The sequence below is a fragment of the Paenibacillus sp. SSG-1 genome (genome assembly GCF_002224835.1).
In the GTDB taxonomy this organism is placed as follows: Bacteria; Bacillota; Bacilli; order Paenibacillales; family Paenibacillaceae; genus Paenibacillus_AQ; species Paenibacillus_AQ favisporus.
Genome location: NZ_MBRK01000001.1, coordinates 5,838,164 through 5,849,944, shown reverse-complemented (window position 1 = coordinate 5,849,944; position 11,781 = coordinate 5,838,164). Strand labels below are relative to the sequence as shown.

Annotated in this window: 11 protein-coding genes; 9 read left to right on the top strand and 2 right to left on the bottom strand. The window is 55.8% G+C overall.

The window, feature by feature from the left end; all coding sequences use genetic code 11:
• Window positions 1–20: 20 nt before the first annotated feature.
• The 7 genes from BCV73_RS26815 (at window position 21) to BCV73_RS26785 (ending at window position 6,980) form a co-directional block, all read left to right on the top strand.
• Window positions 21–641, top strand: a complete 621-nt coding sequence (locus tag BCV73_RS26815) for a DedA family protein (protein ID WP_089549193.1) — start codon at window positions 21–23, stop codon at window positions 639–641.
• Between the two features lie 31 nt (window positions 642–672).
• Window positions 673–1,500 carry an undecaprenyl-diphosphate phosphatase gene (locus tag BCV73_RS26810; RefSeq protein WP_179232162.1) on the top strand — a complete coding sequence of 276 codons (828 nt, stop codon included), beginning with the start codon at window positions 673–675 and terminating at the stop codon, window positions 1,498–1,500.
• A gap of 105 nt (window positions 1,501–1,605) precedes the next feature.
• Window positions 1,606–2,427 carry a response regulator transcription factor gene (locus BCV73_RS26805; protein WP_089549192.1) on the top strand — a complete coding sequence of 274 codons (822 nt, stop codon included), beginning with the start codon at window positions 1,606–1,608 and terminating at the stop codon, window positions 2,425–2,427.
• 12 nt (window positions 2,428–2,439) lie between these two features.
• Window positions 2,440–3,546 carry a sensor histidine kinase gene (locus tag BCV73_RS26800; RefSeq protein ID WP_089549191.1) on the top strand — a complete coding sequence of 369 codons (1,107 nt, stop codon included), beginning with the start codon at window positions 2,440–2,442 and terminating at the stop codon, window positions 3,544–3,546.
• 189 nt (window positions 3,547–3,735) lie between these two features.
• Window positions 3,736–4,671 carry an ABC transporter ATP-binding protein gene (locus BCV73_RS26795; protein ID WP_089549190.1) on the top strand — a complete coding sequence of 312 codons (936 nt, stop codon included), beginning with the start codon at window positions 3,736–3,738 and terminating at the stop codon, window positions 4,669–4,671.
• 28 nt (window positions 4,672–4,699) lie between these two features.
• Entirely contained in the window at window positions 4,700–5,827 is a 1,128-nt protein-coding gene (locus BCV73_RS26790) for an ABC transporter permease (protein WP_089549189.1), read from the top strand.
• Between the two features lies 1 nt (window position 5,828).
• On the top strand, window positions 5,829–6,980 hold the full coding sequence (locus BCV73_RS26785; RefSeq protein WP_089549188.1) for an ABC transporter permease: 1,152 nt from the start codon (window positions 5,829–5,831) through the stop codon (window positions 6,978–6,980).
• Window positions 6,981–7,036: 56 nt separating this feature from the next.
• Here BCV73_RS26785 and BCV73_RS26780 read toward each other — a convergent pair whose 3' ends face one another.
• A complete protein-coding gene (locus BCV73_RS26780) occupies window positions 7,037–8,782 on the bottom strand; it encodes an alpha-glycosidase (protein WP_089549187.1) in 1,746 nt (581 codons plus the stop codon).
• A gap of 291 nt (window positions 8,783–9,073) precedes the next feature.
• Between BCV73_RS26780 and BCV73_RS26775 the strand changes: the two genes are divergently transcribed.
• Window positions 9,074–9,748, top strand: coding sequence for a response regulator transcription factor (locus BCV73_RS26775; RefSeq protein ID WP_089549186.1), 675 nt, complete (start codon window positions 9,074–9,076; stop codon window positions 9,746–9,748).
• Window positions 9,745–11,175, top strand: coding sequence for a HAMP domain-containing sensor histidine kinase (locus BCV73_RS26770; protein ID WP_089549185.1), 1,431 nt, complete (start codon window positions 9,745–9,747; stop codon window positions 11,173–11,175). Before BCV73_RS26775 ends, BCV73_RS26770 begins: the two co-directional genes overlap by 4 nt.
• A gap of 110 nt (window positions 11,176–11,285) precedes the next feature.
• Here BCV73_RS26770 and BCV73_RS26765 read toward each other — a convergent pair whose 3' ends face one another.
• Entirely contained in the window at window positions 11,286–11,735 is a 450-nt protein-coding gene (locus BCV73_RS26765) for a GNAT family N-acetyltransferase (protein ID WP_179232077.1), read from the bottom strand.
• Between the last annotated feature and the right edge of the window lie 46 nt (window positions 11,736–11,781).

Below are 11,781 nucleotides of genomic sequence, written 5' to 3'. Positions count from 1 at the left end.
ACCGTATGGGAGGGAATTCCATGGAGCAGTGGATTACCAGCGTCGTGGAACAGTTCGGTTATGTCGGTATTGCGCTCATTATTGCCCTTGAAAATATATTTCCCCCGATTCCGTCGGAGCTGATCCTTACGTTCGGGGGCTTTATGACAACGAAATCGCATCTGGCCATCCCGGGCGTCATCGCGGCGGCTACAGTCGGCTCCGTGATCGGAGCGGTCATTCTGTACGGCATCGGCCTGCTGCTGGATGTGAACCGCCTGGAGCGGATCGTGGCCAAATGGGGCCGCATCCTGCGGGTCAAATCCTCTGATATCGCCAAGTCGGAGAAGTGGTTCAGCCGTTACGGCTACTTTACGGTGTTCTTCTGCCGGATGATTCCGCTCGTGCGGTCCCTGATCTCGATTCCGGCCGGGATGGCCCGGATGAAGTTTGGTCTGTTTCTGCTCTTTACCACCGTCGGAACGCTGATCTGGAACACAGTACTCGTGTATTTGGGGGCGGCCCTGGGGGATTCCTGGGAGAGCATTCTGCACTATATGGACGTGTATTCACATGCCGCATACGCCGTGATCGGCCTGGTTATTGTATGCGTGCTGTTCCTGTACCTCCGCCGCGCGCGGGGAATGCGGGTTGAAAAGTAAACTGAAGGAGTTGTGAAACGTTTTGGATTTGATGGAAATCATTAAAGCGGTGATTCTCGGGATCGTCGAAGGATTGACGGAGTTCGCCCCGGTATCATCGACCGGGCATATGATTATCGTGGACGATATGTGGCTGAAGACCGGGGAGTTTCTGGCTTCACCCGTAGCTAATACCTTTAAAGTCGTTATTCAGCTGGGCTCAATCCTGGCGGTGGTCGTCGTGTTCTGGAGCCGGTTTCTCGACCTGCTTGGCCTGCGGAGAAGAGAGCCGGAGGCAGGGGGCAGCCGGGCGCAGGGACGCCTGAAGCTGACCCAGGTCATCGTCGGCCTGATTCCGGCCGGCGTGCTCGGCCTGCTGTTCGATGACTATATTGACGAGCATCTGTTTTCGACCCGGACGGTGCTGATCGGGCTGGTCATCGGGGCGCTCCTGATGATCGCGGCCGACGTATGGCGGCCGAAGCGTCCGAAAGCCGAGACGGTGGACCAGATTACATACGGGCAGGCCTTTGGCATCGGACTGGTTCAGTGCCTGTCCCTGTGGCCGGGCTTCTCCCGCTCCGGCTCTACCATCTCCGGCGGGGTTCTGATGGGCATGAGCTACCGGGCGGCTTCCGACTTTACGTTTATTATGGCCGTGCCGATTATGCTCGGTGCCAGCGGGTTGTCGCTGCTGAAGAACTGGGAGTATTTTACGATGGATATGATGCCGTTTTTCTTGGCAGGCTTTATCAGCTCGTTTATCGTGGCGCTGATCGCCATCCGCTTCTTCCTGAAGCTCATCAACCGCATCAAGCTGGTACCGTTCGCCGTGTACCGGATCGTGCTGGCCGCTATTATTTTTCTCGTCATATGGTAACCGTTCGTTATAAGCCCCTCGCAGAGGGGCTTTTTTTGCCGCTTAGAAACTCCTTCCAATCCAGGCCGGCCATCAGGTACAATAGGTTCGACAAGGAGGCCTGGCATGAAAATTAGAGTGCTGATTGCGGATGATAATTCGTTTATCCGGGAAGGAATGAAGATCATCCTGAATACGTTCGGGGAGTTTGAGGTGCTGGCTACGGTGAACGACGGGCAGGAAGCGGTGGACTACTGCAGGACCCACGAGGTGGATGTGGCGCTCCTGGACGTGCGGATGCCGAATATGAACGGGGTGGAAGCGACCAAAATATTGACCGAAGAGACCGGAACCAAGCCGCTGATCCTGACGACCTTTGATGACGACGAATACATTCTGGATGCGATCCGTTACGGCGCCAAAGGGTATCTGCTGAAGAACAATGACCCTGAGCGCATCCGGGATGCGATCAAGAGCGTGTACAGCGGCAATAATGTGCTGCAGGACGTAGTGCTGGATAAGCTGAAGTCGGTGATGGACGGACTGCCTGCGGGTCAGGGGAGAAGGACGGAATCGGGTGCCCATCAGGAACATGGCGGAGCTCCGCAAGCGGGTGTGCAGGAGGCTGGCGGGAGAGGAGCGTCTGCGACCGCGGGGAGTACATCTGGCCGGGGAACAACGGGAGCATCGGGCGCATCGGCGGCATCGGCGGCGCAGGCTAAGGGAGCCTCGTCTACCGATTGCCCGTTTGACCGCAGCGTATTCACCGAGCGCGAGCTGGAAGTGATGTCCCTGATCGCCCAGGGGCTGTCCAATAAGGAAATATCCAAAGAGCTGTTTATTTCGGAAGGGACCACGGCCAACTATATTACATCGATCCTGAACAAAACGGCGCTGTCGCACCGCACCCAGATCGCCATCTATTATTTGACCGGCAAGGTCCGGTAGGCGGCGGATTGTATGGAACTGTGGACCGTCGGCAACAAAACGATATTGCTGCTCTTTGTCGTGATCGCCACCTATTTTACGGCAGCCCAACCGGACCCGTGGATCGTGCTGGTGTTTCTCATTTACTCGGCGCTGAATCTGGTGCTGCATATCGTGAAGGGCAGCCGGCTGAAGCAGGGAGCCATCGTGCTGATCGAGCTGTTTTTGATCGGCTGTGCGATGTATCATCCCTTTTTCACGCTGCTGCTGCCCTTCGGATGTTATGAGCTGGCCACGTTTTATCCCCGGAAGAACGGGGTCGTGCTCCTTGTTATCCTGATTCCGCTGATCTTCCTGCGGGATTCGATGATGGTTCTATATATGTTCGCGGCCGCGCTGAGCTATTTCAATTATGTGCTGGTCCGGCAGTATATGGGCAGGATCGTCCGCCAGGAAGACGAAAATGAGCTGATACGCAAGGATATGCACCGGCTGGCCCGGAGCTTGAACGAAAACAGGGACTTCGCCAGGGCCTCGGAATATATGGTCAAGCTGGAGGAACGCAGCCGGTTAACCCAGCAGATTCACGACGGGATCGGGCATGCCATGACCGGGGCCTTGATCCAGATGGAGGCCGCTAAGCGGCTGCTGCACAGCGACCCCCATACCGCGGAGAATCTCCTCCAGAACGCCATCGGCATCTCGAAGGAAGCCATCGAGGAAATCCGCCTCACGCTGAAGAACAACAAACCCCCAGTGGAACAGCTCGGACTGAGCCGCCTGAAAACGACTGTTGAAGCTTTTAGCGGCAAAACGGGGATGATGACCTCTGTCGTTCATGACGGGAACATGGAAATCATCACCCCTCTCCAATGGAAGATCATCTATGAAAATGTGACCGAGGCGCTGACCAACAGCGCCAAGTACTCCGGGGCTACTTCGGTGCATGTGGAAATCCGCGTGCTGAACCGCTTCATCAAAGCGGTCGTCTCCGATAACGGCCAAGGCTCGTCCAAGATCGTTAAAGGCCTGGGCCTGATCGGCATGGAAGAGCGGACGGCATCCGTGAACGGCACGGTCATCGCCGACGGCTCCCAGGGCTTCACGGTCACTACGCTGATTCCGTACGGCAGGGAATGATAAATTTCATATGACCGGTTATGCCCCCACGGGTAAAGACATGAATTTTCTCATGGATCAAGGATGAACTTATGCACTGACATAAGGTCATCCTTTTTTATTAAGATAAGAGCATCAAGAGATGGAGCGGGCGAGATGCATGCCGCCCTGTCGATCTGTTAAAAGGACAACGAAACGGAGTGGGATGAAATGAACGTGCTCGATATTCGGGGGCTGACCAAAAAATTCGGCGAATTCGTCGCCGTGGACAATATGTCGCTGACGGTAAGGGAAGGGGAAATCTTCGGCTTTCTCGGGGCCAACGGCGCCGGCAAAAGCACAACCATCAATATGGTATCCTCACTGCTGCGCCCGAGCAGCGGGGAAATCCGGATTTTGGACCGGGACATCACGAAGCAGAGCCGGTTCGCCAAGCTGAACCTGGGCATCGTGCCGCAGGATCTGGCGATCTATGAAGATATGACGGCGTATGAGAACGTGAGCTTCTTTGCCGGATTGTACGGTCTGCGCGGCACCCAGCTTAAAGAACGGACGGAGGAAGCGCTCGAATTTGTCGGCCTCAGCGACAAGGCGAAGAGCCTTCCGAAGAACTTCTCAGGCGGAATGAAGCGGCGCTTGAACATCGCCTGCGCGATCGCTCATAAGCCGAAGCTTATTATTATGGATGAGCCGACCGTCGGCATCGATCCCCAGTCGCGGAACTATATCCTGACCTCGGTGCGGAATTTGAATGAATCGGGCTGTACGATTATTTATACGAGTCACTATATGGAAGAAGTCGAGGAAATCTGCTCGCGGATCGCCATTGTGGATCATGGCAAAATCATCGCCGAGGGCACGAAGGAGCAGCTGAAGTCAACGATTACCGACGTGAAAGACATCCGCATCGAAGTGAAATCGGCGCAGCCTGCGGCGGCAGGGGCGCTCAAAGCGATTCCGGGCGTGCGGACGGTGCTGCAGGAAGAGAACATGATCCGGATTCACAGCGACGCGGCGGTCGACAACTTGAACCGGATTCTGAAGCAGCTTATGGATGACGGGATGGAAATCCGCTCGGTGGAAGAGCAGGAGCCCAATCTGGAGACGGTGTTTCTGACCTTGACGGGAAGAAATTTACGGGATTAATCGCTTAAGCGGGGAGGAGGTTCATGAGGTGAATATTTTATCGATTGCATTTAAAGAAATCAAACAGGATTTCCGGGATCGGCGCACACTGATATTTATGCTTGGCTTTCCGATCATTCTGATGCTCATTCTGGGCCTGGCCCTTACGAACGCATTCAGCGGCGATTTGAGCGTCGGTGACCTGAAGGTGGTCGTGAAGGACACCACCGGAGGAGGACCGCTGTCCGAAGCGTTTACTGCCTTTACCAAGGAGGCCGGAAAATCGGGGATCACGTTCGATTCGCTCCCGGCGGGGAAGAACGGCCGGACCGAAGTGGAGAACAACCGCTACGTGGATTATGTGGAGCTGAGCGGGCAGGGGATTTCCCTCTACGGCAGCAGCCGCAGTACGATTGAGAGCAATATCGTGCAGGGGATGCTGACATCCTTTGCCGATAAATACAATGCGGCTGCGGCGGTTGCGCAGACCGAGCCTGCCCAGGTTCAGGCGGTGTTTGCTGGCGGAGCCGGGTCGGACTACATCAAGGAACTGTCGATCAACGCGGACCGGACGCCGGGGTCGATCGATTACTACGCGCTGGCCCTGACGGTAATGGTCGGTATGTGGGCGGCCATGCCGGCCGGTGGGCTGATCCAAAGGGAAATCTTGCGCGGAACGGCGGTGCGGCTGGTGACGGCGCCTGTACGCAAAAGCGAGATATTTGCCGGCAAGGTGCTGGGCGGCATCGTGACCAACTTTCTGTTCGTGATCGTCATTATCGTCTTCAGCAAGTACGTCTTCAAGGCGTATTGGGGGGAACATATGGGCATCGTCCTGATCGTGCTGCTGTCGGAAGTCATCATGGCGCTGAGCCTGGGCCTTGCCTTCAGTTATCTGCTCAAAGGCAGCGCATCGCGGGGCATTGTCTCTCTGATCGTTCAGCTGATGTCCTTCTTTGGGGGAGCGTACTTTCCGATCGGGGACGAAGCCGGGGGAGGCATCATGGGATTTCTCGTGAATTTGTCTCCGATCCGCTGGGGAAATCATGGATTGACCCAGGTGATTTACGGAAACGACGTATCCGCTGCCTGGCCGGCGGTCGGCCTGTATATCGGTTTTGCCATACTGTTTCTGGGCGCATCCATCGCCGTCATGAGACGCAGGGAGGGATTGTAACATGTGGAAGGATATCTGGTTTTTGGTGATCCGGACACTCCGGGCCACATTTCGCAAACGCAGCACGATGATTCTGTACTTCGGGCTGCCGATCGCTGGCATATTGGCTTCCCTGCTGCTCTATGGATCGCAGGGAACAACGGAGCTGCGGGTTGGCGTAGTCAACGGGGATGACGGGCAAACCATCGCAGCCGATACGGTTCAGTTTGTTCAAGGTCTCGACCATGTCAAGGTCGTGAACGTGACCCAGCAGGAGCTGCAGGATCAGCTTGCCGCAAGCGATCTCGACAGCGGGCTGATCATCGAGTCCGGCTACTCGGAGAGCGTTCGGAGCGGCAGCCCGGACCATATCGCGATTCAGTCGGTGAAGGGCGCCCAGGTAACGGCGTATATGAAATCTATGCTGTACGGATATATCGACAACGTGGCGGCTATGGGCAGAATTTCGGCCGGAAACGACGCGAAGTTCCAGCAGCTGTATGACCGATACCGTTCGGCGGACTTCAAGGTCACCTCCGAGTCTGTCAATGACACGTCGACCACGAAGGAGATGTCCTACCAGTCCATCGGCTTTCTGCTGATGTTTATGATGACCTCGGCAGTGAGCTTGTCGGATCTTATCCTGAAAAACCGGGAGAACCGCACGTACTTCCGGGTGCTATCTTCGCCGATTAACGCCAGGACGTACGTCATGGCCAACATCTTGATGAATCTGATCGTCATGCTGGCGCAGATCGTGATCGTCCTGTTCTTCATGCGCGTCGTGTTCCGGATCGATGCGGGCATGCCGGTGGCACAGATGTTCGGCATTCTGCTGCTGTTCTCCTTGGTATCGGTGAGCATCTCCCTGGTGATCGTGGCCTTCTCGAAGAGCTCCGCCATGGCCGGCGCGCTTTCGAACCTGATCGTCACACCGACATGCCTGCTCTCCGGCTGCTTCTTCCCGATCAGCATCATGCCGGATGCGATCCGCCGGGTGTCCGACTTCCTGCCCCAGAACTGGGTGCTGCAGTCGATCGAGAAGCTGCAGTCCGGCGAAGGCTTCGCCGGGGTATGGTTTAACCTGTCGATTCTGTTTGCCTTCGCGGTGGTATTTTTCCTCATCGCGACCTACAAGTTCGGCAGAAACAACGATACGCGGAATTTTGTGTAAAGCTATATGGCGAAAAATAAGGGACCCCAGGTACGAAACCCGGGGTCCCTTGCTTCTTATTTGTCCGCTTTAAGCATGGCGCAGCCGTATGCCGGCAGCTTTACTTGAAGCTTGCCCTGGCGGGCAGACGCGGTTTGGTCTGTGCGGATATCCGTCCAGCTTGATTCCTCCACGTCGACCGAGAGGGTATCCTCCTGGGCCGAATTGTTCATGAGAATGACGATCTTGTCGTTCTCGTCCTCGCGGGAGTAAGCCAGCTGCGTGCTTCCTTCCTCCGCGGACAGGAACGTCAGTCTTCCGGTGCGGAGCGCACCGTACTGATGACGCAGAGCGATCAGGTCCTTATAGAACGCCAGCAGATCCTGGTCCTGCTTGGCGGCATCCCACTGCATGCACTGGCGGCATTCCGGGTCCTGACCGCCGCTGAGGCCGACCTCATCCCCATAGAAAATGCAAGGGGTTCCGGGGAATGTGAACTGGAACTGGGCGGCCAGCTTCATTTTATCCTTGTTCCCTTTGCATTTGGTTAGCAGGCGCGGCGTATCATGGCTGTCCAGCAGGTTGAACGCCACTTCGTTCGCCTGGCGCGGATAGCGGGAGAGCTGCTTGCCGATCGCATTGGCGAATCCTTCGGCGTCCGTAATTCCGTCGACAAAGAAATCGAGCGCCGCGTTGGTGAACGGATAGTTCATGACGGCGTCGAACTGGTCTCCCTGCAGCCAAGGTGAGGACTCGTGCCAGATTTCGCCGAGAATATAAGCGTCCGGTTTAGCCTGTTTTACGACCTGGCGGAACTCGCGCCAGAACTGATGGTCGACCTCGTTGGCCACGTCCAGGCGCCAGCCGTCGATGTCGGCTTCCTTGATCCAGTATTCCGCGACCTTCAGGAGGTACTCCTTCACTTCAGGGTTTTCGGTATTCAATTTCGGCATGAGGGGCTCAAAAGCAAACGTGTCGTAGCTCGGTACGCCGTCCTCCACGCCGATCGGGAACTTGCGGATGTGGAACCAGTCCTTGTAGCGCGACTGCTCTCCTTTTTCCCGAAGATCCAGGAAAGGGGCGAACGTCCGGCCGGAGTGGTTGAACACCGCATCCAGCAGCACGCGGATGCCCCGCTCGTGGCAGGCGGCCACGACCTTCTTCAGCAGCTCCATATCCCCGAATTGGGGGTCGATCGTTAAGTAATCTTCGGTATCGTATTTATGGTTGGTCGTCGCCTTGAAAAGCGGCGTGAAATAAATTGCATTGACGCCCAGCTCACTTAAATGATCCAGGTGGTCGAGCACCCCCTGCAAATCCCCGCCGAAGAAGTTGTCCCGCTCAGGCTCGCCGCCCCAGGGCAGCGTTCCTTTCGGATCCAGCGACGGATCGCCGTTTGCGAAGCGCTCAGGGAAAATTTGATAAAAGACCGCGTCCTTCACCCATGCCGGCACGGTGAAAATATCGACCGGATTGATGAAAGGATACTCGAACAAACGGTCCGGCGTCTCTGGCGGCTCCGGAAGGAAATCGTATTCGGTCATCCAGTACTTTTCCTTGCCGTCCTCGAGCAGAAATCCGTATTTCAGCCGGCGGTAGGGAGGCGTCACCTCGCATTCCCAGTAATCAAACAGTTCGTCGGAAACCAGCTTGATCATCGGGATATACTCCATCGACTCCTCCCAAATGTACTTGTCTCCGGCCATGGCCGATACCGAAGTCACGTCGTCTCGTTTGGTGCGGATTCTCAGGTGGATGGTACGTCCGTCATAGGCATAACACCAGTTTAGTTTGGGGCGGTGGTACACAGCTTCCAGCAGCATCTCATTTTCCTCCTCACGCAAAAAAGGCACAACCAGGGTCCATTACTTCAGCCCGAGGTTGTACCTTCATTTAGGGTAACATAGCCTTTAAATTGAAATACTGAGAACATCGGTTAAGGAAACGTCCGTGCTCAGGTAGCTAAAATATAGCATGATTCCTTCTGGGCTTCAACCTGTAAAATTGTGCGGCCGATCAGTGAACGCTCCTCCTCTTCCAGCGAAATAGGGTATAATCACAATGAAATTACCTTGGAAGCTTAGGCCTGAAACAGACAGAAAGGAACGATATCATTGAACGTATCACTGTTATATATCGAAGACGACGCCGAGATCGGCGAATGGGTCTGCCGGGACCTGACCGAACGCGGATATCAGGTGGAATGGCAGCGCAGCGGCGAAAGGGCTGCGGAGCTCGCGGCCAACAGCAAGCTGGTTATTCTCGATGTCATGCTGCCGGGCCTGGACGGATTTACGGTGGGACAAAGGCTGAAGAAGGCGTACCCGGAGCTGCCGATTCTGATGCTGTCCGCGCGGACGTCCATCGACGACAAGCTGGAAGGGCTGCAGTTTGCCGACGATTACCTCACGAAGCCTTTTCACCCCGACGAGCTGGCGGCCCGCATCGAAGTGCTGCTCCGCCGGTCGGGATCGGTCGCGTCCGATGTGCTGGAACTGAAGCACTTGTCGGTACACGAGCGGGAGAACCGGATTGTGAACCGCGAGACCGGGGAAGAGATCATCCTGACCGGCAAGCAGTATCAAATTTTCAAGTTTATGCTCCGGCATTTTGGCCAGATCCTGACCAAAGAGCAGATCTATGAGGGCGTGTGGGGCGAGCCTTATTTCGACGGAGACAAGACGCTGATGGTGCACATCCGCTATCTCCGCGAGAAGCTGGAACGTGACCCGGCCGCGCCCGAAATCATTGAAACGATCCGCGGTGTCGGCTACCGCATCAAGGCATGAAGACGGGCAGAAGCGGAAAGTTCCGCGGTTCGCTGCTGTCGAGATACCTTTTAATTATGGTCATCGCGCTGCTTTTTATTCCGGTGGTGTTTCCTGCGGCGCTGATCGGATATCAGCTCGTCAACTTGAATATCATCGATCCGCTGTTTCCCTCGGAGCCGGAGCGGGAAAATCCATACACCGGCTTGCGCCTTGAGAGAACGTGGCATCAGGAAGCTAAGCAGCTGAAGGACAAAACCCCGGAGCAGATCGATGCCAGGCTAAAAAAGCTTAGCCAGAAGTACGACAAGGCGGCCGTGTTCTGGGTTGACGGGCAGGGCAACCTCAGGGAGCCGGGGGGCAGCAAGCTGGACCTTCCGAAGCGGTGGAGCGCGTCGGATGCGATGGCCTATATGAAGAAGTACCGGGAATCCTACGGGAAGTTTACGGTGGTTGCTTTTATCGGGGATGCAGAGTCTCTGGGCAAGGGATTTATGGTCATCGAGGTGCCGAAGGAAGTGCAGAGCACCCGCAGCGACTCGGTGTCAGACCGGACATTTTACTTCGTATATGTACTTATTCTGCTGATGTTTTTGGCCTTTGTCGCCGTCTCATGGATGTTCTTCGTGAACATGAGAAGGCGGCTGCTGAGCCTGCAGTATGCCATGACGGTGCAGGGTCAGAACGGACTGCCGGAGCCGATCCAGGTCAAAAGGGAGGATGAAATCGGACAGCTGGAGAACGCGTTTAACGGGATGGTGGCCAAGCTGGGCCGAAGTTTAAAGCGCGAACGGGAAGAGGAGGAGCTGCGCAAGCGGCTGATCGCCAACCTGTCGCATGACCTGCGTACGCCGCTGACCGTCATCCGGGGCCATGTCCATACGCTGCAAAAGGAGGCCCTGTCCGATCGGGGACAGGAGCTGCTGAAGCTGACCGAAGCCAAGCTCGGTGATCTGGGCGGGCTGATCGATAACCTGCTGTCGTATAATCTTCTGACGAGCGGAAGATACACCCTGCAGCCGGTGCAGGCAGATGTGCTCCGGATCGTGAGGGAAAGCGCGGCCGCCTGGTATCCGTTGTGGGAAAAAGAAGGCTTCGAGGTGGATGTCTCGCTGCAGGAAGAGCCGCTGTGGTGGCTTGTCGATATCCAGTGGTTCCGGCGGATTCTGGATAACCTGTTTCAGAACGTGCTGAGGCATGCCCATTCCGGTTTGTATATCGGCATCGCAACTGAGACGGCCGGGGGCAGGACGGCCATCGTCATTTCCGATCATGGCCAAGGCATGCAGTCGTCTTCCGGCGGCAAGGGTGCCGGGATTGGCCTCGCGATCATCGGCTTCCTGACGCGGGAGATGGGGCTGTCCATGCTGATCGAGAGCAGTTCGCAGGGGACAAGGGTCCTGCTGTACCCTGCGGGCTCGGAGAAACCGGGACTGATGATCAAGTGAAGCCTTGGTTTTGACCATAGAAAACTTACACCCCCTTGTTAGCCGAAGCCTAACAAGGGGGTGTAGTTTAATCAGAGCGGTTTTCTGTATACTTTCACGTGATGAATATTTCAGCTGTTAAAGGATTTGATGAAGTTTTTCTGATCCTTGGTGAACACGTATCCACGTCGTTCGTAGAACCGGTGGGCCTGGACGCGGCTCGGATGCGACAGCAGCTTGACTCCGGAGAACCCGTGTCTTCTCCCCCACTGTTCCAGATGGCTGATCAGCATACTGCCGACCCCTTGATTCCGGTGTGATTTTTTTACGACAAACCCCAGAACGTTGATCAGCGAGTCGGAAAAGAGCAGCTCATAAGGACTGCCGTGAATGTATCCGACGACTTCTTCATTTTGCTCGCACACAAAAATGACATCCTTCGTCTGAGCCGTGATGGCTTCAATCCTCTTCTTCACCCGGTCCTCGGTAAACAACCGCAGATCCGGGTTGAAATCCTGATTCAATACGTAAATATCGCGGTAATCCGCTGCTTCAATCTGCCTAACCGTGCAATCCGTCAATGTTACGCCTCCAATCGTCAAGAGATGACAGGTTTCTCTCATTTAT

What these genes read in the sequence shown, in the direction of transcription:
- BCV73_RS26805 (WP_089549192.1), top strand. Translation starts at nt 1,606, where the DNA reads ATGAAAATTAGAGTGCTGATTGCGGATGATAATTCGTTTATCCGGGAA.
- BCV73_RS26795 (WP_089549190.1), top strand. Translation starts at nt 3,736, where the DNA reads ATGAACGTGCTCGATATTCGGGGGCTGACCAAAAAATTCGGCGAATTC.
- BCV73_RS26780 (WP_089549187.1), bottom strand. Translation starts at nt 8,782, where the DNA reads ATGCTGCTGGAAGCTGTGTACCACCGCCCCAAACTAAACTGGTGTTAT.
- BCV73_RS26810 (WP_179232162.1), top strand. Translation starts at nt 673, where the DNA reads ATGGAAATCATTAAAGCGGTGATTCTCGGGATCGTCGAAGGATTGACG.
- BCV73_RS26770 (WP_089549185.1), top strand. Translation starts at nt 9,745, where the DNA reads ATGAAGACGGGCAGAAGCGGAAAGTTCCGCGGTTCGCTGCTGTCGAGA.
- BCV73_RS26800 (WP_089549191.1), top strand. Translation starts at nt 2,440, where the DNA reads ATGGAACTGTGGACCGTCGGCAACAAAACGATATTGCTGCTCTTTGTC.
- BCV73_RS26815 (WP_089549193.1), top strand. Translation starts at nt 21, where the DNA reads ATGGAGCAGTGGATTACCAGCGTCGTGGAACAGTTCGGTTATGTCGGT.
- BCV73_RS26785 (WP_089549188.1), top strand. Translation starts at nt 5,829, where the DNA reads ATGTGGAAGGATATCTGGTTTTTGGTGATCCGGACACTCCGGGCCACA.